We start from the raw sequence: 21134 nt of genomic DNA on the forward strand, positions 1-21134 counted from the left end.
TACTTCATGTACAACCATCATTTTAAAGGCGAAGCTATAATCACGTTGTGTGCGTTTAACTCGTTGTTCTTGTGCATGTTCCATAAAATAAGTCTCTTAAGGTGTAAACTTATTTCAGGACGGGACACTTTGGGGTTTAAAAAAGGCGATCTCAGGTCGCCTTTTTTAATATTCTAAATCTGCTGCTGCCCGCGATAAGACAAGGCTTCCGATAAGTGCCCAGTCTGAATATCTGGACTTTGGTTAAGATCGGCAATGGTTCGGGCAACACGCAAAATCCGATGATAGCCTCGTGCTGACAAATTCAGTTTCTGCTGAGCCAGTTCAATCATTTTCTGAGCTGGTGGATCGAGAGGGGCGTATTGTTCTAGTTGCTTTGGACTAAGACTCATGTTCAAGGCATTTTGCCGTTCGATCTGAATATTATAGGCGGTGATCACGCGCTGTCTGACCGTTTCAGAGTTTTCGACAGGTTTATTGTCCTGTAATTCCTGTGCCTGTAAAGGTGGTACGTCAATATGCAGGTCAATCCGATCCAGTAATGGGCCAGAAATCCGGTTCTGATAACGCTTGATGCTTTCAGGTGAACATTGACAGCGGCTGTCCTGATTAAATGCATAACCGCATGGACAAGGATTCATGGCTGCCACCAGTTGAAAATTGGCTGGAAAAGTAATTTGCCGGGAAGCACGTGAGATTACAATTTCTTTGGACTCAAGCGGCTGACGTAATACTTCTAAAACCTTGCGGTCAAACTCAGGCAGTTCGTCTAGAAATAAAACGCCCAAATGTGCCAGTGTGATCTCTCCAGGTTTAGGATGTGAGCCACCGCCGACCAGTGCAATGGCAGACGCAGTATGATGCGGTGCCCGAAATGGCCGCTGGCCAAAGGGATGATTGGCATTGGCAATTGAATAGATACTAGCAACTTCCAGATTTTCCTGAGTATTTAAGGGAGGTAAAATACTGGCGAGGCGCGATGCTAATAAGGTTTTACCTGTACCAGGTGGGCCGCGGAACAGCAGGGAATGGCCACCTGCAGCTGCAATTTCCAAGGCACGTCGTGGTCGCAATTGTCCTTTCACATCCGCAAGATCAAATTTATAAAAAGAGTGCTGATCTAATGGACTGGTCTTAAACGGGGGCAAGGTTTCTGCTTGAGCCAGATGTGCACAGACTTCCTGTAAATGATTGGCAGCAAATACCTGAAAATCCGGAAGCTGAGAGGCTTCCTGAGCATTCGGACTAGGCAAGATCAGTTGATGCTGTGCCTGCTGGCAGGCGATTGCAATACTCAGGATTCCTGTTACAGGCCGCAATTGACCATCTAGGGCCAGTTCACCAATAAATTCAAGGTCATCTGTGCAATTTTCTGGAAGCTGCCCTGAGGCCACTAAAATTCCTAGCGCAATCGGCAAGTCCAAACGTGAGCCATCTTTAGGTAGATCGGCAGGTGCCAGATTAATGGTCAGGCGTTTGGTCGGAAACTGAAAGCCGCTATTCAGAATAGCTGATCGAACCCGATCCTTACTTTCCCTGACTGCGGCTTCAGGAAGCCCCACAATGGTGAGGGAAGGCATGCCAGAACTGACATGAACTTCGACTTCAATTAAAGGTGCATGCAGGCCTAACAGGCCTCGCGTATAAATTTTGGCAAAAGACATATTGTTGTTCCAATATAGTGCATTATTTTTATTGTTCTCGTGTCTTTTGTGCACTGTAGTTGTGCTTATTTTTTAATCGAGACTTTTTCTTCTAGCTCTTCGACTTGTTTTAGTAAAACATTTAAACGCTGATTGGCATTATTTAGGGCAGTGCGTTGACGTTCGAGCTCTTCTTTAGACACTAAATCCATTTTACTGACGGCTTCATTGAGCAGGGCACGCAGATTGTGCTCCAGGTCCTTTTTAGGCTGTTCAACTTGCTGCAAAATTGCTTGTAACAGGGTTTCAATCATAATCCGATCCATCGCCATATAAATGCGCGGACAGTGTAGCATTGCTGCAAGAGTGACTGACAGTATTTCAGATAAAATATAGGCTGCTTCGATTAGTAATATTGTAAAAATCCACATAAAAAATATCCAATTTATGCAGATTCCAATACGTTATAAGTATAAAATAAAAGAGCAAGAAACATCGTGCCGGGCTTTCTAATTTCCCCCGACCTTAGGAATCTTGGCATGAAATTTGAACATAAAACCTTACTGGTGAAATAAGCCGAAGGAAAACAAACATGAAGCTCGTAACTGCAATTGTAAAACCTTTCAAATTGGATGATGTGCGTGAAGCATTATCTGAAATTGGTGTTCAAGGCATCACTGTGACTGAAGTCAAAGGCTTTGGTCGTCAAAAAGGCCATACTGAACTTTATCGTGGTGCTGAATACGTTGTAGATTTCCTACCGAAAGTCAAAATCGAAATCGCAATCAGCGATGAAATGGTTGATTCGGTAATTGAATCAATTACTCGTGTTGCAAGCACTGGCAAAATCGGTGACGGAAAAATTTTCGTAACTAACTTAGAACAAGTCATCCGTATTCGTACCGGTGAAACAGGTGCAGACGCTGTTTAATTTGGCACGAAGTTTGCTGAGTACCTAATAACTCACAAAAAACATGGTTGGGGGATACGAATGAAAAAAATGCTAATGGCGTTCGGCTTGTCCAGCGCTCTTTTAGGTGGTTCTGTTGCGTGGGCTGAAGAGGCCGTAACAGCACCAACACCTACTGAAGAAGTCGCACTCGTTGCAGAGACTGGTGATACTTCACTTACAACAACAGACACAACTACAGCAGAGATTGCTGAAGTGGCGCCAGCTGAACCAGCAGCGCCTGCAGAAGAAGAAGCTACTCTCGATACTGGCGATACAGCCTGGATTCTCACTTCAACAGCCCTTGTATTACTGATGACCATTCCAGGTTTAGCCCTGTTCTATGGCGGTATGGTCCGTAAGAAAAATGTGCTGGCAACAATGGCACACAGCTTTGTTGCCGCAGCCGTAGTCAGTATTGCCTGGGTCGTGATTGGCTATACATTGGCCTTTGGTGAAGGAAATGCCTTTATCGGCAGTCTGGACAAGCTCATGCTGGCTGGAATAACCACCGATGCGCTTTCAGGCACAATTCCTGAAATCCTGTTCGTGATCTTCCAAATGACGTTTGCCATCATTACGGTTGCCATCATCAGCGGTTCGATTGCTGAGCGTATGAAGTTTGGTGCTTTTGTGGCATTCATTGCACTCTGGGTGATTCTGGTGTATGCACCAATTACTCACTGGGTCTGGGGCGGCGGCTGGTTAGGTAACGACGGTGCGCTTGACTTTGCTGGTGGTACAGTCGTTCACATCAACTCAGGTGTAGCGGGTCTGGTTGCAGCCTACATGCTTGGTAAACGTATGGGTCTTGGCCGTGAATCAATGGCGCCACATAACCTGACTTTAACTGTAGTCGGTGCAAGCTTACTTTGGGTAGGCTGGTTCGGCTTCAACGGTGGTTCAGCATTGGGTGCAAATGGTTCTGCAGGTTATGCGCTGATCGTAACTCAAGTTGCAGCAGCGGCAGCAGCGATCTCTTGGTTAATTACTGAAAAAGTAGTACGTGGTAAAGCATCTGTATTAGGTGGGGCTTCTGGTGCGGTAGCAGGTCTGGTAGTGATTACTCCAGCAGCTGGTTTCGTGACTGTCGGTGGTGCGCTGGCAATGGGTCTGATCGGTGGTGTGGTATGTTTCTGGGGTATTACTGCTCTGAAACGCGCACTAAAAGCCGACGATTCTCTAGATGCCTTTGGTTTGCACGGTGTGGGTGGTATCGTTGGTGCGATTCTGACAGCATTCTTCGCAAGCGAATTCATCATGGGTGATGCTGCTCCAGCAAATGTAATGAGCCAACTTTGGGTTCAAGTTGAAGGTGTACTGGCAACCATCGCTTACTCTGCAGTATTAACTTTCGTGATTCTTAAAGTAATTGATCTGATCATCGGTATCCGTGTTTCTTCTGATGATGAACGCATGGGTCTGGACTTAAGTCAACATGGCGAACGCGTAGAATAATCTGCTAAAACAATAATCAATATATTGTGTAAAACAGCCCATCTGGGCTGTTTTTTTTCTATATGTTGCGTAAAACTCTACAAAGTTTGGAATTTTTGCTACACTCGGAAATCATCAGGATTTGTTCAATTAAACCGCTATGCATTGCCCATTTTGCAATACACCAGACAGTAAAGTGATTGATTCACGCCTGGCCGCTGAAGGTTGCCAGATTCGCCGCCGTCGTGAATGCGTCAGTTGTAATGAACGTTTTACCACCTTCGAAAGTTATGAAGTAGTGATGCCGCGTGTCATCAAATCCGATGGCAAGAATGAACCCTTTGATGAAGCCAAATTACGCCGTTCCCTGATGCATGCCTTGCAGAAACGTCCTGTGACGCAAGAACAGATTGAAACGGTGCTCAGTGATATCCAGTTGCAGATTCGCCGTCTGGGTGAGCGTGATGTCAAATCACGTACCATTGGTGAAATTGTCATGCAATCTCTATTTGCACTTGATCATGTCGCTTATGTCCGTTTTGCTTCGGTCTATCAGGATTTCCAGGATGTCGAAGCCTTTCGTCGTCAGATTGAACAGATGCAGCAACGCGGTGAGTTTCAAGAATAAGCATGACTGAACTCACTCAAGATCAAATCTGGATGCGTCGTGCCATTGAGCTGGCACGTCAGGGACAGTACTCTACTAAACCCAACCCGAATGTCGGCTGTGTCATTGTCAAAGATGGCGTAGTCGTGGGTGAAGGTTTCCATCCTAAAGCCGGTCAGCCTCATGCGGAAGTCTTTGCCATGCGTCAGGCGGGAGAGCAGGCATGCGGTGCAACTGCGTATGTGACGCTGGAACCTTGTGCGCATTATGGTCGTACACCGCCATGTGCCAAAGGATTGGTTGAAGCAGGTGTGGCTAAAGTGATTGTTGCCTGTCCTGATCCAAATCCACTGGTTGCTGGTAAAGGTGTGCAGATTCTGAAAGATGCTGGTATCAACGTTGAAGTGGGTATTTGTGAAGATGAAGCGCATCTGCTGAATGATGGCTTTCTGAAAGCCATGGCAACCGGTATGCCTTATGTGCGTCTCAAAATTGCATCAAGCTTAGATGGCCGTACGGCTATGGCATCCGGTGAATCGAAATGGATTACCGGTCCTGAAGCCCGTCAGGATGTCCAGCACTGGCGTGCCATTTCTGGCGCAGTGATTACCGGGATTGAAACTGTATTGGCTGATGACTGTCAGCTCAATGTCCGTAGCCTGAAAGGTATGAATGACATCAGCACGGTAGTTCAGCCCAAACGGATTATTCTGGATCGCCAGGGGCGTTTACCCCTCACTACCAAGATTTTGGAGACTCCAGAAACGGTGATGGTGATGGGGCCTTATCGTCAGGAGCTGGCTGATCTGGGTGTGATCCAATTCGAAATTCAGCCTTTAAAAGAATTATTACAGCAACTGGTTCAGCAGCATCAGATATATGATGTGCTGGTTGAAGCAGGTGCGACTTTATCTACTGCATTTTTACAGGCAGGGCTGGTGGATGAACTCATCAGTTATGTTGCACCGACTTTATTGGGGCAAACTGCGCGTAGTATGTTCAATGCAGAATTCAGCCGAATGGCAGAACAACTTCGATTCAAGTTGCAGGACGTGACCCGTTTGGGTGATGACGTGCGCTTCAGGTTAATTCCCTCTCAAGAGACACTATGAATTCAGAGTCTACGGTTTACCACAAACGTCGCCATGCGGCACGTACCACAGATGAATATCTTTTCCATCAGCTGGTTCCTTATCTGGGGAACAAACGCCGTTTACTACACTTAATTCTGGAAGCACTTGAGAGCACGGGAACCCTAAAACGTGAAGATGGCCGTGCGCCGATTTTTGCCGATTTTTTTGCAGGTTCCGGGGTGGTTTCACGTCTGGCCCGTCAGAATGGCTATCGGGTGATTGCCAATGACTGGGAACCCTATAGTCATGCACTCAATCATGCAGTTTTAGCTTGTACTGAAGCACCTGCCTTTAAAGAGCTCGGTGGCTATCAGAAAGCGATTGATTATCTGAACCGTTTGCCTGAAGTTAAAGGCTGGGTGACACATAACCTGTGTCCGCGTAATGATGAGATTTATGATCCGACCCGAGACCGTTTGTTCTTCAAACGCCGTAACGGCATGCGTATCGATGCCATCCGTCAGCAGATTGCCACCTGGCAGGCCCAAGGTGCGATTGATGACGTGGAAATGAGTGCTTTGCTGGCACCGCTGCTCTATTCAGCCAGTTTTGTCAGCAATACCTCAGGTGTATTTAAAAGTTTCCATCATGGTTGGGGCGGTAAAACCCAGACTGCACTAGAACGCATTGAATCACTACTTTGGTTAACGCCAAGCCGTTTCTGTGAGGATAACAAGCATAAAGGTCCTGCAGCTGAAATGTGGTGTGTCGATGCCCAGCATCTGGCGAATCAGATGAGTGGTTTTGAAGTCGATGTGGCTTATCTGGATCCACCGTATAACCAGCATGCCTATAGTAGTAACTATCATGTACTCAATGCTTTAACGCTGTGGGATCAGGTGGATTTACCGACTCCAGACACTAAAGGCTTCAAGAGCGGGATTGACCGTGCATGGCGTAAAGAACGTCCAAGTCAGTACAACTCATCCAAGCATGCCAAAGAAGCCTATGAAACTTTGTTGGCGACCATTAATGCGCGTTTTATCCTGACCAGTTATTCAACCGATGGTAATATCAGTGCCACAGATTTGCTGCAGGCCAACCTGAAACGTGGCCGTGTAACCTTGCTCACTCAGGATGTGCCACGTTATCGTGTCAGTAAGCAGCGCCAGTCTGAACGTGCACGCGTATTGGAATTTATTGTAATTACCGACACGCATGCCAAGTCAGGTCCACCAATTCGTCAGTTACTGAGCCAGTTGCATCACTATGCCGAGCTGGGCGGTGTGGATACGACCGGTGTGAGTACCCAATTGGCCTTGTGGTAAGCGCAGAGAAAAAGGAAATAAAGATGTTTACAGGTATTATTGAAAGTCTGGGCAAGGTCGAGAGCTTGCAAAGCGTTGGCGGTGATGTACGCTTACGCATCCAGACGGATCTGGATATGTCCGATGTACATCTGGGTGACTCGATTGCCACCAATGGCATCTGTCTGACCGTAATTGACTGGGGTGAGAACTGGTATGCTGCAGACGTATCACGTGAAAGCCTGGACCGGACTACACTGGCTAACTGGAAAGTCGGCCAACCTGTAAATGTCGAAAAGGCAATGCTGCCAACTACACGCTTTGGCGGACATATTGTCTCTGGTCATGTCGATGCGGTTGGTGAAATTACAGTAGTACGTTCCGATGCCCGTTCCATTTATTTTGAAGTGACTGCACCAAAAGAAATTGCCAAATATTTGGCAGAGAAGGGCTCTATAACAGTAGATGGTATCAGCCTGACCATTAACCACTTGCGTGGTAACATCCTTAGTCTGAATCTGATTCCACATACAGCCGAACGTACCAATATTAGTACCTGGAAGTTAGGCACTAAAGTCAATCTGGAAGTGGATGTACTGGCGCGTTATATCGAGCGTTTATTGCTTGGTGACAAGGCCGCAGAAACTACAGAACAGTCTAAAATCAGCATGGAATTCTTAGCCGAAAATGGCTTTTTGAAATAAATCCGCTGAGCAATTACCAGACAGTCTAATTGAAAAATTAGACTGTTTTTTTATTTTTCGGGATAATACGTAGCTCAACTCGCGATTTTAGCCCCAGTGGACAGGTCGAATGCTCGATTTTTTACTTCATCTTGAACAGTCTTTACCTCTATTGCTGGAGCAGTATGGGGTGTGGATCTATGCAATTTTGTTCCTGGTGATTTTTGCGGAAACAGGTTCGCCATTTTTTTTCTTTTTGCCCGGTGACAGTCTGTTGATTGCCGTCGGTGCGCTGTGTTCCAGCTCCGATCTGATTACCTTACACTCCATGGGTTTATTGCTGCTGATTGCTTCGATTCTGGGTTATACCGTGAATTATTATTCAGGCAGGGTGCTCGGATTAAAATATTTCAATGAGCATTCACGGTTTTTCAAACCTGAATATATGGTCAAAACCAATCATTATTTTATGAAACATGGCGGCAAGACGATCTTAATTGCGCGTTTTATTCCCTTTGTACGTTCCTTCGGTCCTTTTGCGGCAGGTTCTGGCCATATGAGCTTTGCAACTTTCAGTTTTTATAATGTGACTGGGGGAATTCTCTGGATTAGCACTCTGCTAGGGGCGGGCTATCTGCTTGGCAATACCGCATTTTTACTGGCTGACTTGTTTTAATTTTAAAGCAGATTTTATAGTTTGATGGAATAAACTAACCAAGACAGGGGATGGATTAGGCTGAAAAATAAAAAGAATCTTTTCAGCCAACTGACTATCAACTTTACTCAGCCAGATCAGAATTTTTCAGAATATAGTCAATTTCTTCTTTGGCTGCAGCGCGTAATTTCTCACGCAGTGCATTGACGGTTTGTTCAATCACAGTTTCTGCTTCGAGTTCCAGACGTAACCGTAAGCTTTCCAGCTCAGATAAAATCTGGGTATCGTCGATATTTAGGCGACCTTTGGCAAAGTCGAGCACCTGATCCGGATTTTTCTGATAACGTGCGGCATAATCCTGAACCTCAGTATCTAGCATATGACGCATTTCAGCCAGCTTCCGGGTCTGCTCGGCAAATTTTCGCTCTTCATCACGGCGTAGCTGTTCGGCATAGGCTTGCTCTTCAGCACGTTTTTCGGCTAAGGCTTTTTCGAGTGCCCGTTGTCTGCGAATACGTGCTTCTTCAATCAGTTCGGCCTTGCGCTGTGCATACGCTGCTTCAATTTTACGCTCAGACTCTTTCTGTAACTGCTGGTCGCGAACGAGCCATTCTTCTACAGCAGTTTCAGGCTTAAGTACTTCACAGATGCGCGAGAGGTCATCGATAAAGGTCTGACGTACAGCCTCAGGCGTGTTTAACCAGCGCTGTTTAAAATCTGGACCTACATTTAATGCCACTTGCATCTCCTTGTTCACGTGATTACTTAGAGCTTAAAGGTATTTGGCTGAATGCCAAAGCGACGATATTGTCTATATTTCTCACGTCCCAGCTGTTTAGCCGGTTCATTGTTTTCAATAATCTCAATAATGTGACTAAATTTCGCATCAGGTTCAAGTGCTTCCGGATTAAAATTAAAAATAATCCAGCCAGGCTGCTCTGGTAATTGAGCCGATATACAAACGGTCGCATCTGGCTGATCGATTCCATGCGGAATAAAGCTGGCAGGATCAAAGTTCCATAGCTTTTCATCCAGTTCCTGCTGTAAGGCAGGATCGGCACACAGCAGCCAGATACGCTCTGGCTGACGCAAAATTTTACGGCATAAACGACAAGTGCTGTCCACTTGTCGTTCAGGGCTTTTTTCAAATAAATAAAAGCTGACCTTAGGCATGCTTTTGAACGCGATTAGCCAGGAATTGCATTAATAGAGGTACTGGACGGCCAGTTGCGCCTTTATTTGGACCTGAATTCCATGCAGTACCTGCAATATCCAAGTGAGCCCAGCGATATTCACGCGTAAAACGTTGCAGGAAGCATGCAGCTGTTACAGAACCGGCTTTAGGGCCACCAATATTGGCAATATCAGCAAATGGTGAATCCAGTTGTTCCTGATAGTCGTCCAGTACTGGCATGCGCCATACACGGTCAAATGCATTTTGGCCGGCGGTTTCAAGCTCTGCAGCCAGCTCATTGTCTGGCGTAAACATACCGGTCAAGACTGAACCTAAGGCCACTACACAAGCACCGGTTAGAGTTGCAATATCAATCACCAGGGCAGGGTTGAAGCGTTTCACATAAGTTAGCGCATCACAGAGTACCAGACGGCCTTCAGCATCAGTATTTAAAATTTCAACAGTTTGACCACTCATGGTGGTTACGATGTCACCTGGACGGGTGGCTTTGCCCGATGGCATATTTTCCGCTGCAGCAATCGCACCTACCACATGAATTGGTAAACGAGATTCGCATAGTGCACGAAGCGTGCCCAGAACTGAAGCTGCACCGCACATATCGTATTTCATTTCATCCATGCCAGCGCCTGGTTTTAATGAAATACCGCCGGTATCAAAAGTAATGCCTTTACCCAGTAATACCACTGGTGCTTCTTCACGATGAGCCAGATATTCAATTGTAATAATACGGCCTGGACGGTCTGAACCTTTGCTAACTGCAAGGAAGGCACCCATACCAAGGTCAGCCATTTGCTGTTCATTAAGTACAGTTACTTTAAGCAGGTCCGGATATTGAGCCGCCAGCGCTTGCGCCTGTTCTGCCAGATATTCTGGGAAACAAATATTGCCAGGACGATTACCCAGATCACGCGCCAGATTCTGACCAGTCTGAACGGCCTGAATCAATTGCAACTGTTCAGCTGTTAGCGGAGTTTCGGCAGCGATGAAATCAATCTGCTGCAGAATAAATTCGTTCTTTTTTGACTTGTATTCGTCATAGCCGTAGCTGGCTTGAGTTAAAGCCAATGCAAACAGATAGTGCAATTCTTGTGGAAGTTGTGTCAGATCAACAGAAATCTGTTTGAATTTTTTTTGAGAGCCTTTAATAATGGCTTGGGCAATTTTCGCCAGTTTTCCCGCTTGTAATTCGGCAGTCTTGCCGAGGCCGATCAGGGCCGCATGCTGAGACTGGCTGACCTGTCCAATCAGGCTTAAACTTTCTGCCAGACCAGCCTTGAATTGAGATGCTTCAATTAATGTATCTAGGCTGTTGATTTGGTATGTTGATGCAGCGCTCTGAATCTGTTCTGAGTCGACTAAAATCAACAAAGATTGACTTGATCCATTCTCTGGGAATGACGTATTAATTGTAAGGTTCATATCTTGTTTTCACGCCTGTTTAGATTTGCAAATCATTCAAGCATTGAAACATTTATCCGAATAGATTTTCAATGGGCAGAGCCACCTAGGTTTTATATTTTTGCTATTCGGGTAAACTAGCACTCGTTTTATGGAGCTCATTTTGGAAGAACTAATTTGATTATTCGGCGTTATCTGGTCAAGCAAGTGGTATCGACCTCCTTGGTGGTGATTGCCTTACTGACCCTTATCATGATGGGCGGTCGTTTGATCAAGTATTTTGGTGTGGCCGCACAGGGGCGTCTGGATGCTGGAATCCTGTTCAGCATCATTGGTTATCGTCTGCCTGAATTCCTGACCTTGATTCTTCCACTTGGGTTCTTTATTGGCTTAATGCTGGTCTTTGGTCGTCTCTATGTTGATCATGAGATGGCGGTCTTAAATGGTAGCGGAATTAGCCGGCATCAGCTGGCACGTCTTTTGATTCCGATGACTTTGGTCTATCTCCTTGCACAAGGCTTTCTCATGTTGTGGGCTTCACCGTGGGGGATTCGACAGTTCGAAGCCTTGACCAGTGAGCAGGCAGTACGAACCGGCTTTGATCTGGTTCGGCCCAAAGAATTTATCTCTTCCGGACCTTATACCATTTATGCCGGAGATCTATCCGAAGATCGCAAAAACCTGAAAGATATCTTCTTCTATCAGCGTGCGGAAAAAGAAGGCAAGCCAGATGTGATGATTCTGGCGCAGGAAGCGACCCGAATTGAAATGCCGAATGATGCGGCCAATGTGGTCGATCTCGTCAATGGCCGCCGCTATGAAATTTATCCAGGCACGCCGCAATATACCCAGGCTGAATTTGAAAGCTATCGTTTACGGATCGAAAGTGATAAAGAAGCAGAACTGGCCAGTGATGAAGTCGAGGCCTTGCCGACCGGACAGCTTTGGAAAAACCGTCAGGATCCGGTGGTAGCCAGTGAGCTTGGCTGGCGTGTCTTTGTACCATTTGCCATTGTAATTGCCCTGATTTTGTCTGTAGCCCTGTCTGAAGTGAGTCCACGTCAAGGTCGCTATCTCAAATTATTCCCGGCACTGATGATCTTTGCCAGCCTGATCGTCGCCCTGATGGCGATCAAAACCCGGGTCAGCAAGGCGGAAATGGGCATTTGGGCTTATCCATTGGTCCTGATCATATATGCCATAGCCGGTGCATTGTTCTCACGTAAACAGAATTTGGCGCCAAAAATTAAAAAACGGATTCAGCGAGTGAGGTCTTAACAATGTTAGCACGTCGTATAGTTGCCAAACATGTGACCGGAACCACCGCGCTAGCGATGCTTGGGGCAACCGCTGTTCTTTCAGGTCTGCAGGTCTTATTTACGTATTTAGGTGAATTGGGTTCCCTGAAAGAAGGCTATGGTGCCTGGGATGCCTTGAAATATGTACTCTGGGGGGCACCGAATTATCTTTATGAAATCCTGCCAATTTCGGCACTGATTGGCGCGGTACTCGGTTTAGGTACATTGGCTTCCAATAGTGAACTGATCATAATGCGTTCAGTCGGAGTCAGTCTGTGGCGGATTGTCGGCTGGGTGATCCGTTCAGCATTGCTATTGGTCGTATTATCGTTTGCCCTGAGCGAGTGGGTGATTCCATATACCAATGAACAGGCCAAAGCAGTCAAAAGCTATAACAAGCCAGTCAAAATTGGTGAAGTGAAAGGTTACTGGACGCGTGAGGGTAATCGCTTTATCTATATTGATTATGCCAACGCCAAGGGCCAGTTGAAAAATGTACAGATGCTGGACTTTGATGACAATTACCGACTGCGGGGTACTCTGGATGCCAAGCAGGGTGAATTCGTCAAAGATGGGGCTTGGAAACTAGATAGCACAGAACAGTTTGATATTTTACAAAACGGCAATGCGACACTGGTACAGCATGATGAGCAACCACTGGCTTTGGCCTTGCAGCCGAAATATGTGCATATGGTGACGATTGATCCGGAAGATTTATCGCCAAGCCAGCTGGTGAGCTTTATGAGCTATATGCATGAATATAGTCAGGTACCTAAAACCTATCAGCTGGCTTTCTGGCAGAAAGTCGGTTCGCCATTTGCCCTGATTGCGCTGGTAGTGATTGCCTGTTCATTTATCTTTGGGCCATTGCGTCAGCAATCGATGGGCTTCCGTTTGGTGATTGCGTTATTCGCAGGGTTAGGCTTCTTCTATCTGCAGGATTTTCTCGGTTATGCCAGTCTGGTCTATGCGCCGTCACCGGCATGGTTTGTATTTATTCCTATTTTGCTGATGTTTGCTATTGGCAGCTACTTGCTCCATCGGGCTCGCTAAACTACAGGAAAATAGAAGAAATCAATCGCAACAAGAGGCTTAAACCATCGTCTGGTCATGGCCTCTTTTTGCAAAATTCGGTAAACTAGAGCGATTAATTCGTAGACGAAAAGAGTATTTCATTATGACGGATGCAACTGCTGGCAAAATCCCTCACGTTTTGGTGATTATGGATGGTGTGGGTCATCGCGAAGCGGTCGAAGACAATGCGTTTTTAGCGGCTAAACGACCAAATTTAACTGCTATGCAGGAAAAGCATCCGCATGGTTTGATCTCAGGTTCAGGTGAAGATGTCGGCCTGCCTGATGGTCAGATGGGGAACTCTGAAGTCGGTCATATGAATCTTGGTGCTGGCCGTGTGCTGTATCAGGACTTTACCCGTATTACCAAAGATATCCGTACTGGGGCTTTCTTCGAACATGAAGTGCTGGTAGATGCGGTTGAGAAAGCCAAAGCAGCAAATGGCGCAGTCCACATTATGGGTCTGTTGTCTGAAGGCGGTGTGCACTCACACGAAGATCATATCGTGGCGATGGCTGAACTGGCTTTAAAACGCGGTGCTCAGGTTTATCTGCATGCGTTTCTCGATGGCCGTGATACACCACCAAAAAGTGCGCAACCCTCTTTAGAAAAACTGGATGCATTATTTGCTCAATATCCGGGCCAGGGTCGTATTGTCAGCATGATCGGTCGTTATTTTGCCATGGATCGTGACAACCGTTGGGATCGTGTAGAGCAAGCATATCGTCTGCTGACTGAAGGTGAAGCAGTGCGTACTGCAGCTACTGCAGTTGAAGGTCTGGAACAGGCTTATGCTGCAGAGGAATCAGACGAATTCGTAAAAGCGACTCGCATTGGCGATACTGTGAAGATTCAGAATGGCGACAGCGTCGTATTCATGAACTTCCGTGCTGACCGTGCCCGTGAATTGACTCGTGCCTTTGTTGAAAAAGATTTTACCGGTTTTGAACGTAAAGTAGTGCCAAACCTGTCAAAATTCGTGATGCTGACCCGTTATCAGGCAACCATTGATGCGCCAGTAGCCTATATGCCAGAAGCGCTGGTAAATTCTTTAGGTGAGTATCTGTCGAACCTGGGTAAAACTCAGCTACGTATTGCAGAAACTGAGAAATATGCGCATGTAACCTTCTTCTTTAGCGGTGGCCGTGAAGATGAATATCCAGGTGAAAAACGTATCCTGATCCCATCTCCAAATGTTGCGACTTATGACCTGAAACCGGAAATGAGTGCCTATGAAGTAACAGATGAACTGGTGGCAGCGATCAATTCAGGCGAGTTTGACCTACTGGTTGTGAACTATGCCAATGGTGATATGGTCGGCCATACTGGTGTATTTGATGCAGCAGTGAAAGCCGTTGAAGCCGTGGATACTTGCTTAGGCCGAGTTTATGAAGCTGTGATGGCGAAAAAAGGTCATATGATTATTACTGCAGACCATGGTAATGTGGAGCAGATGCAGGATTATCAGAGCGGTCAAGTGCATACCCAGCATACCACTGAACTGGTTCCATTTATCTATGTGGGTCCAAGCTCTGCAACAATCGCAGAAGGTGGCGTACTGGCTGATGTTGCACCAACCCTGCTGAACTTGATGCAAATTCCGGTACCAGCTGAAATGCAGGGTCGCAATCTTATTGAGCTGCATGCTTAATCTTTTATAAAACAGGTCTAAGAATGATAAAAACACATGGCAAGTCTGTAGTCTTATCCTGCTTACTGATGTGTTTGAGTCATTCCGCCTGGAGTGCTGTTTCGACCGAGATGGCACTCGATGAACTGGAAATGGATGAACAGGTCTATAATGAAATTCCTGTTACATCCATCCAGGAATTTGTTCAGATTTATGGCATCGTCAAAGATAATTATATTCAAGACAAAAATGACGATGTGCTTTTCCAGCAAGCCATTCAAGGTCTGGTGAGTGGCCTGGACCGCTATTCCCGCTATTTATCTCCTGAAGACTATAAACAGCTGCGTGAATATACTGAAGGTGATCTGGCCAGTATTGATTTTGATCTGCATTTTAATCCACAGCTAAAACAATGGATGGTACAAGGCTTAAGTCTGGATGCTGATTCTGCCAAACAAGGCCTTCGCAATGGTGTCACAGTTTACAAGATTGATGATCAGGTCTTGAGTGCGCTGAAACGTGAGCAAGTGCGAGATTTATTAACCGGTGCCATTGGCTCTACTTTAACGCTTCAGCTTTCTGCGCAAAGTGTACCGATTACACTGGTCCGCAATACCAAAGTGGATACCGAGATTAAATCGACCTTACACAGCAATCAGGTTCTAGTACTGCAAGTAAAAGTCTTCCAGCAGGATACTGCTAATGAAATCAAGCGAATTATTGAAAGTTATTCAACCAATCGCCTGAAAGCAGTGCTGTTTGACTTACGTAATAATCCGGGTGGTTTATTGTCTGCGGCTGTTGAATCAGCAGATTTGTTCCTGAATCAGGGCATTATTGTTTCGACCAAGAGCCGTTCTGAAGGTAATCAGCAATTTCAGGCACTTCCAGGAATTGAATTTCAAAATCTGAAAGTCGGGATTCTAATCAATAACCGTTCGGCTTCCGCTGCAGAAGTATTTACTGCTGCTCTGAAAGAACATAATCGTGCCTGGGTGGTAGGGGAAAAGAGCTATGGCAAAGGGGTGGTGCAGAAACTGTTTCCTTTGAGCAATGGCTCTGCTTTGCAGATGACTGTATCGCAATACTTTAGCCCGAGCGGCAATATGATTGAAGGACAGGGGATTCAGCCACATTTCACCTATCCTCTCGGTCAGGATGCGCGTGAGGAGAGCTATCTGGATCACGTCACAGACTTGCTGCTCCTGCAGAAATAATTATTCCTCTTCTTCGGTATCCAGTCCGAATTTTTTCAGACGATAACGTAAAGAGCGAAACGACATACCAAGTTTTTTGGCGGCCAATGTACGATTCCAATGCGTCAGATTCAAAGCATTCAGCAGAATTTCTTTTTCGATCTTTTCTAAATACAGTTCCAGACCTTCTTCGGGGAGTTTCTTGGGAATAATGATCTGATCCGTAGATGAGGTCGGCTCTGCCAGATTTGCCGTTTCTGATTGGACGGATACCGTATGACGCAGTGGAGCAGTTTGCAGATGCTGAAGATCAATCTTGTCTTCATCACTCAAAGTAATGGCACGTTCAATGATATTGCGCAGTTCACGCACATTGCCCGGATAATATTGCTCCAGTAAAAATTCTTTACTCCGTTCCGTTAGCTTTTTCGCAGGAATCTCCCATTCCTGACAGATCTTTTGAATAAAATGCTCAGCGAGGAGCAGAATATCCTGACCACGCTCACGCAGTGGTGGTAAGACCAGATCCATCACATGAATACGGAAAAACAAATCCTGACGGAATTTGCCTTGTTGTACCAGCGCATCGAGATCCTGGTGGCTGGCACTAATGACACGGAAATCGACATCAATTTCAGTATCGGAACCGACGGGACGAATGCGTTTTTCCTGGACGGCACGTAACAGTTTAACCTGCATAGATAGCGGTAATTCGGCGATTTCATCTAAGAACAAACTACCTCCATGGGCAGACTGAATTAGTCCTTGTTTGTCCTGAGTCGCGCCAGTAAAGCTGCCTTTCTTGTGGCCAAACAGTTCACTTTCCATTAATTCAGTCGGGATTGCACCGCAGTTAATCGCGATAAAAGGTCCTTCATTGCGGTTACTAAGACGATGGACCAGATTGGCCACCACTTCTTTCCCGGTCCCTGATTCACCAGTAATAAATACCGGAGCTTGAGAACGGGCAATTTTTTTCAAGGTGACCCGCAATTGCTGAATAGGCAGAGATTGTCCAATCAGCAATTTATGTTCTAATGAATCATTGGAATTATTCTGATAATAGTCTACTGGTTTATTCAGTGCTTTTTGCAGCAGTTGTTCCAGATGCTTTTGATTGATCGGTTTGCTAACAAAGTCAAATGCACCTGCCTTGAGTGCAGCAATAGCAATATCCATATTGCCATAAGCCGTTAGAACAGCTACCGGAAGGTGAGGGGAATGCTGGTTAATCCAGTCCAGTAATTGCAGACCATTGCCATCAGGAAGATTTAGATCTGTCAGACAGGCATCATATTGATGATCCCTAAGACATTTTTTTGCATCTTCCAGACGATGAGCAATATGCGTACGGATTCCCATGCGCATCAATGACATTTGCATGAGGGTACACAGATCTTCCTCATCATCCACCAATAAAACCAGTGGTTGTTGTTCCACAATATTTCCCCTTATTCCTTTTATGCTGTCACACGTTGACAGCTAATCCGAAAGCATGCGCCCTGTTCTTGTGAAATGTAGTTGAGTTGTGCCTGATTGGCTTCACAAAAACTGTGTGATAAATATAGTCCGAGTCCCGTTCCATGGATAGACGTGCTGAAAAAAGGTTTAAATAATAATTCCTGATCATGGGTGGCAACACCAGAGCCAAAATCCCGGACATCTATCCATACCTTATGTTCATATGGGTGAATATTCAATTGAATATGGGACGAATCCGGTGAATTATGCCGGATGGCATTACGAATCAGGTTAATTAGAATCTGACGTAACTGGGCTTCATCGAACTGAATTGCCAGTGGTACATCAATATTAAATTGAATCTGGTCCGCCACATCTGCTAAATCTTCCTGAATAAACAGTGGTATAAATTCATTCAGCTGAATTACGACTGGATGGGTTTCTTTATTCTTCACCATATTCAGGGTGTCCTGAATAATCCGGTCAATCCGGGTGGCCTGTCGGCTAATCATCTGATGCAGAACTTGTTGCTGTTCAGGTTCAGAATCGAGATAAAGATCATTGGCCTGTACAATGGCAGCCAGAGGATTGCGAATTTCATGGGCAATACTGGCGGAAAGCTGGCCTAGAGCAGCAAGCTTTAACTGTTGCACCTGCTGATTAAGTTTACGGGCATCTTGCAGCACGAGGAGAGTCAGAGTCTGGTGCGGCACAATCAGCTTTTGTACCTGCACGTGAATATTATAACGACTCTGCTGGGATTCAAATTGAAACCGCTCGCCATTTTCCAGATTTTCAAAACGGATCAGTTCAAACAGGTCATTTTGAGATTGGTATAACGAAAATCTTTCATGGGCATACATTGGCTCAATGCCGAGCAGATGACAGGCAGCCGGATTACTGAGCACCACATGGTAATTCTCATCTAAAACCAGATAGCCGGTTTCAATCTGTTCCAGAATATAGCGGTTAATATTCTGTAAGCGATATAGTTCCAGCGATTGAGAAAAATTCAGGTTTTCCAGAATCTGAAAGCGCCGTACCGCAATTTGTCCTGAGCCATAGACGACAAAAAACAAAAAGGCCAGCAGGGCACTATTCCCGATATTGGTAAGCGAGGAAAAGGCAAAAATACTGCCGATAAAATGCTGGTAGATGATACTAATCACCGCAATCAGGGTGATGATCAGGGCCTTCTTGGCATCGAGCAATAATGAGGCTGAAAAAATGGTAATAACAAAAATCAGTCCGAGATGCACGTTTGGACCCTGACTGGCCAAGGTCAATAAACTGAGAAAAAAGACATCGCTGGCAAAAATCAGAATGAACTGCGGCTGAATCAGGCGCTTTACCCATCTCAGCGTAAACAGCTGCACAGTATTGACGGCGACGCTAATCATTAAGGCATAGTGATAGAGTTTAGGATACTGATAATCTGTAGTCATATCAGGATAAGTCAGCAGAAAAATCAGCAACAGACCCGTGCTGATAATCAGGCGGTAGGCGCTATACCATAGGCCCAGATGATATTGATTCAGTTCAGAATAACTGGATGTTTGCGCCATAGGAACCGCATTAAGCAGAGGGTTAAATTAAGGTTTAATCAGGCCATAGCGCATTGCAAGATGGGTTAGTTTAACATCACTATCGATATTCAGTTTTTCGAAGATCCGGTAACGGTAAGTATTAACTGTTTTAACACTTACAAACAGCTTGTCGGCAATTTCCTGCGCGCTGATACAGTTCACTACCATCATGGCTACCTGCATTTCACGTTCAGACAGTGCGTCAAAAGGAGATTGCTGGGTATCGGACAGGTAAGAACTCGCCAGCTGTTCAGCAATGTCGGCACTGAAATATTTACCGCCCTGCATGACTTTATTGATGGCACGGACCATCTCTGATACAGGTGCACCTTTGGTGATATAACCTTTGGCACCTGCTTTCAATAATAGTGAAGGATAAGGTTCTTCAGCCAGGCCACTGACCGCAAGAACTTTGGTTTCAGGAGCAGTCTGTAGCAAACGGCGTGTGGTTTCTACACCACCGATACCTGGCATGTTGACATCTAACAGAACCACATTGGGATGATGCTGACGGACGAGGGTAATTGCTTCTTCACCAGATTCAGCCTGTCCAATCACCTGAACATCCGCATGGTCTTCCAGCATTCTGCAAATTCCAGTACGAACTAATTCATGGTCGTCGACAACTAAAACTGTGATCACCTAGACTCTCCCTCATTAAAAAATCATTTTTTTGTTACATAAAGCAAAATAAGCTTGCAATGAAACTACAAAATTAGCAATCCTATTCGCAGATTAAATCTGAAACTTATCACATAGTGTCAAGAACAAAAAATGTTCGGCATTGTGTTTAAATGTAAGGCATATTAGAGGTAATACGCAAATCAATCTTACCTCTGTTAGTTGAGTGAAGGAATAGTGAAGAAAATAAACAAGTCTTTAAGGCATCTACTCGGCCTGTCCGTGTTAATCAGCATGAGCACGACAAGTTTTGCTGAAATCATTATGAATTCTGGCACAACAGAGGGCGGATCCAGCATCAGCTGGTCTTCTGATGAAGTCAATCAGCTCATGAATGATAATTTGAGCGTATCTGCTGCAGAACCTTCACCACCAGGTTCAGCAACTGTTACGACGACGATTCGTCAGGGCGGCGCACCAGTACCAGTACCGACAAAACCTGTGCAGATTATTGATAATAGTCATTTTATTAATCAACCTGCTGTAAGTGCGCGTGCAGCTCTGGTGATGGATTCACAGACAGGTGAAGTGTTATTCAGTAAAAATACCAATAATGCTTACCCGATTGCGTCGATTACCAAATTGATGACTGCAGTAGTGATTTCAGATGCGCGTTTGAATATGTCTGAAAAAATTACCCTGCAACAGGCTGATTTTTCCTGTGCAGGCTGTAAGAGCTCAAGTTCTACCTTAAGAGCCGGGGACAGCATGAATCGTGCTGAAGCCTTATTATTTGCTTTGATGAAGTCTGAGAACCCGGCTGCAGCTGCATTGGCGCGTACTTATCCAGGCGGTCGTGCAGCCTTCATTGCGAAGATGAATGCCAAAGCTAAAGAGCTGGGCATGAATTCAACCCACTATATGGAATCTACTGGCCTGCATCCTGGCAATGTGTCTTCTGCACGTGATTTGGGGATTCTGGTCAATACCGCTTCACAGTATGGCCTGATCCGTCAATTCTCTACCACTGCCAGCTATGATTTCAACCTGGGTTACCGTGTATTGAAATCCAACAACACCAATTCACTGGTGCGTAATGGTGGTTGGAATATCAATCTGTCTAAAACCGGTTATATTAATGAAGCAGGACGTTGTGTCGTCATGCACACCACCTTGAATAACCGTCCTGTGGTGGTCGTGGTATTAGGTGCGGATTCAACTGCTGCACGTACCAATGATGCGACTCGTCTGATGACTTGGGTATCTAGCCTGCCTAAACAACGTGTTTAATCTTTTTTAAGCGCATATAAAAAGCCCTGCA

General features: G+C 45.5%; 20 protein-coding genes. 12 read left to right on the plus strand and 8 right to left on the minus strand.

The annotated features are described in order from the left end of the window. Positions 1–173 precede the first annotated feature (173 nt). Together FTV12_RS11095 and FTV12_RS11100 are read right to left on the minus strand one after the other, a co-directional pair. Positions 174–1664 carry a YifB family Mg chelatase-like AAA ATPase gene (locus FTV12_RS11095; RefSeq protein WP_180034050.1) on the minus strand — a complete coding sequence of 497 codons (1491 nt, stop codon included), beginning with the start codon at positions 1662–1664 and terminating at the stop codon, positions 174–176. Between the two features lie 65 nt (positions 1665–1729). Next, positions 1730–1957 (minus strand): accessory factor UbiK family protein, encoded by a 228-nt coding sequence (locus FTV12_RS11100; protein WP_180025476.1) that lies wholly within the window; start codon positions 1955–1957, stop codon positions 1730–1732. 278 nt (positions 1958–2235) lie between these two features. Between FTV12_RS11100 and glnK the strand changes: the two genes are divergently transcribed. From glnK to FTV12_RS11135, 7 genes are all read left to right on the plus strand, one after another. After that, positions 2236–2574, plus strand: a complete 339-nt coding sequence (gene glnK / locus FTV12_RS11105) for a P-II family nitrogen regulator (protein ID WP_004650081.1) — start codon at positions 2236–2238, stop codon at positions 2572–2574. Positions 2575–2634: 60 nt separating this feature from the next. Beyond that, the gene (locus FTV12_RS11110; RefSeq protein WP_166136495.1) at positions 2635–4050 is read left to right on the plus strand and encodes an ammonium transporter; all 1416 of its coding nucleotides are present in this window, start codon (positions 2635–2637) and stop codon (positions 4048–4050) included. 139 nt (positions 4051–4189) lie between these two features. After that, positions 4190–4657 carry a transcriptional regulator NrdR gene (gene nrdR, locus FTV12_RS11115; RefSeq protein WP_004787309.1) on the plus strand — a complete coding sequence of 156 codons (468 nt, stop codon included), beginning with the start codon at positions 4190–4192 and terminating at the stop codon, positions 4655–4657. A gap of 2 nt (positions 4658–4659) precedes the next feature. Then, complete coding sequence (ribD, locus tag FTV12_RS11120; protein ID WP_180034051.1) at positions 4660–5748, plus strand: bifunctional diaminohydroxyphosphoribosylaminopyrimidine deaminase/5-amino-6-(5-phosphoribosylamino)uracil reductase RibD; 1089 nt, start codon at positions 4660–4662, stop codon at positions 5746–5748. Further along, positions 5745–7037 carry a DNA adenine methylase gene (locus FTV12_RS11125; protein ID WP_180034052.1) on the plus strand — a complete coding sequence of 431 codons (1293 nt, stop codon included), beginning with the start codon at positions 5745–5747 and terminating at the stop codon, positions 7035–7037. Before ribD ends, FTV12_RS11125 begins: the two co-directional genes overlap by 4 nt. Before the next feature lie 23 nt (positions 7038–7060). Then, positions 7061–7720 (plus strand): riboflavin synthase, encoded by a 660-nt coding sequence (locus FTV12_RS11130; protein WP_166136489.1) that lies wholly within the window; start codon positions 7061–7063, stop codon positions 7718–7720. Positions 7721–7829: 109 nt separating this feature from the next. After that, on the plus strand, positions 7830–8375 hold the full coding sequence (locus FTV12_RS11135) for a VTT domain-containing protein (protein ID WP_004787301.1): 546 nt from the start codon (positions 7830–7832) through the stop codon (positions 8373–8375). Between the two features lie 103 nt (positions 8376–8478). On the opposite strand, the gene FTV12_RS11140 is transcribed toward FTV12_RS11135, so the two are convergent. The 3 genes from FTV12_RS11140 to FTV12_RS11150 are packed head-to-tail and all read right to left on the minus strand — an operon-like array spanning position 8479 to position 10968. Further along, complete coding sequence (locus tag FTV12_RS11140; protein WP_159123955.1) at positions 8479–9093, minus strand: hypothetical protein; 615 nt, start codon at positions 9091–9093, stop codon at positions 8479–8481. A gap of 26 nt (positions 9094–9119) precedes the next feature. Next, entirely contained in the window at positions 9120–9527 is a 408-nt protein-coding gene (locus FTV12_RS11145) for a DNA polymerase III subunit chi (RefSeq protein ID WP_180034053.1), read from the minus strand. Then, positions 9520–10968 (minus strand): leucyl aminopeptidase, encoded by a 1449-nt coding sequence (locus FTV12_RS11150; protein ID WP_180034054.1) that lies wholly within the window; start codon positions 10966–10968, stop codon positions 9520–9522. Before FTV12_RS11150 ends, FTV12_RS11145 begins: the two co-directional genes overlap by 8 nt. A 156-nt stretch (positions 10969–11124) precedes the next feature. Here FTV12_RS11150 and lptF point away from each other — a divergent pair, with 156 nt between their 5' ends. The 4 genes from lptF to FTV12_RS11170 all read left to right on the plus strand — a co-directional run bounded on the left by lptF (position 11125) and on the right by FTV12_RS11170 (position 16166). Continuing rightward, entirely contained in the window at positions 11125–12225 is a 1101-nt protein-coding gene (gene lptF, locus FTV12_RS11155) for an LPS export ABC transporter permease LptF (RefSeq protein ID WP_034703425.1), read from the plus strand. 2 nt (positions 12226–12227) lie between these two features. Continuing rightward, positions 12228–13298, plus strand: a complete 1071-nt coding sequence (lptG, locus tag FTV12_RS11160; protein WP_180034055.1) for an LPS export ABC transporter permease LptG — start codon at positions 12228–12230, stop codon at positions 13296–13298. Positions 13299–13422: 124 nt separating this feature from the next. After that, positions 13423–14970, plus strand: coding sequence for a 2,3-bisphosphoglycerate-independent phosphoglycerate mutase (gpmI, locus tag FTV12_RS11165; protein WP_180034056.1), 1548 nt, complete (start codon positions 13423–13425; stop codon positions 14968–14970). A gap of 23 nt (positions 14971–14993) precedes the next feature. Further along, positions 14994–16166 (plus strand): S41 family peptidase, encoded by a 1173-nt coding sequence (locus tag FTV12_RS11170; RefSeq protein WP_179992208.1) that lies wholly within the window; start codon positions 14994–14996, stop codon positions 16164–16166. On the opposite strand, the gene FTV12_RS11175 is transcribed toward FTV12_RS11170, so the two are convergent. From FTV12_RS11175 to FTV12_RS11185, 3 genes are read right to left on the minus strand one after another with little or no spacing between them, the layout of a single operon-like run. Beyond that, the gene (locus tag FTV12_RS11175) at positions 16167–17588 is read right to left on the minus strand and encodes a sigma-54 dependent transcriptional regulator (protein ID WP_180025475.1); all 1422 of its coding nucleotides are present in this window, start codon (positions 17586–17588) and stop codon (positions 16167–16169) included. Between the two features lie 17 nt (positions 17589–17605). Next, on the minus strand, positions 17606–19171 hold the full coding sequence (locus FTV12_RS11180) for a PAS domain-containing sensor histidine kinase (protein WP_180011332.1): 1566 nt from the start codon (positions 19169–19171) through the stop codon (positions 17606–17608). Between the two features lie 27 nt (positions 19172–19198). After that, the gene (locus FTV12_RS11185) at positions 19199–19834 is read right to left on the minus strand and encodes a response regulator (protein ID WP_005233474.1); all 636 of its coding nucleotides are present in this window, start codon (positions 19832–19834) and stop codon (positions 19199–19201) included. 216 nt (positions 19835–20050) lie between these two features. On the opposite strand from FTV12_RS11185, the gene FTV12_RS11190 reads away from it, so the two are divergent. Beyond that, positions 20051–21103 carry a serine hydrolase gene (locus tag FTV12_RS11190; protein WP_180034057.1) on the plus strand — a complete coding sequence of 351 codons (1053 nt, stop codon included), beginning with the start codon at positions 20051–20053 and terminating at the stop codon, positions 21101–21103. Positions 21104–21134: the final 31 nt, after the last annotated feature.

Source organism: Acinetobacter sp. YH12233 (assembly GCF_013417725.1).
In the GTDB taxonomy this organism is placed as follows: domain Bacteria; phylum Pseudomonadota; class Gammaproteobacteria; order Pseudomonadales; family Moraxellaceae; genus Acinetobacter.

What these genes read in the sequence shown, in the direction of transcription:
- FTV12_RS11095 (WP_180034050.1), bottom strand. Translation starts at nt 1,664, where the DNA reads ATGTCTTTTGCCAAAATTTATACGCGAGGCCTGTTAGGCCTGCATGCA.
- FTV12_RS11100 (WP_180025476.1), bottom strand. Translation starts at nt 1,957, where the DNA reads ATGATTGAAACCCTGTTACAAGCAATTTTGCAGCAAGTTGAACAGCCT.
- glnK (WP_004650081.1), top strand. Translation starts at nt 2,236, where the DNA reads ATGAAGCTCGTAACTGCAATTGTAAAACCTTTCAAATTGGATGATGTG.
- FTV12_RS11110 (WP_166136495.1), top strand. Translation starts at nt 2,635, where the DNA reads ATGAAAAAAATGCTAATGGCGTTCGGCTTGTCCAGCGCTCTTTTAGGT.
- nrdR (WP_004787309.1), top strand. Translation starts at nt 4,190, where the DNA reads ATGCATTGCCCATTTTGCAATACACCAGACAGTAAAGTGATTGATTCA.
- ribD (WP_180034051.1), top strand. Translation starts at nt 4,660, where the DNA reads ATGACTGAACTCACTCAAGATCAAATCTGGATGCGTCGTGCCATTGAG.
- FTV12_RS11125 (WP_180034052.1), top strand. Translation starts at nt 5,745, where the DNA reads ATGAATTCAGAGTCTACGGTTTACCACAAACGTCGCCATGCGGCACGT.
- FTV12_RS11130 (WP_166136489.1), top strand. Translation starts at nt 7,061, where the DNA reads ATGTTTACAGGTATTATTGAAAGTCTGGGCAAGGTCGAGAGCTTGCAA.
- FTV12_RS11135 (WP_004787301.1), top strand. Translation starts at nt 7,830, where the DNA reads ATGCTCGATTTTTTACTTCATCTTGAACAGTCTTTACCTCTATTGCTG.
- FTV12_RS11145 (WP_180034053.1), bottom strand. Translation starts at nt 9,527, where the DNA reads ATGCCTAAGGTCAGCTTTTATTTATTTGAAAAAAGCCCTGAACGACAA.
- FTV12_RS11150 (WP_180034054.1), bottom strand. Translation starts at nt 10,968, where the DNA reads ATGAACCTTACAATTAATACGTCATTCCCAGAGAATGGATCAAGTCAA.
- lptG (WP_180034055.1), top strand. Translation starts at nt 12,228, where the DNA reads ATGTTAGCACGTCGTATAGTTGCCAAACATGTGACCGGAACCACCGCG.
- gpmI (WP_180034056.1), top strand. Translation starts at nt 13,423, where the DNA reads ATGACGGATGCAACTGCTGGCAAAATCCCTCACGTTTTGGTGATTATG.
- FTV12_RS11170 (WP_179992208.1), top strand. Translation starts at nt 14,994, where the DNA reads ATGATAAAAACACATGGCAAGTCTGTAGTCTTATCCTGCTTACTGATG.
- FTV12_RS11180 (WP_180011332.1), bottom strand. Translation starts at nt 19,171, where the DNA reads ATGGCGCAAACATCCAGTTATTCTGAACTGAATCAATATCATCTGGGC.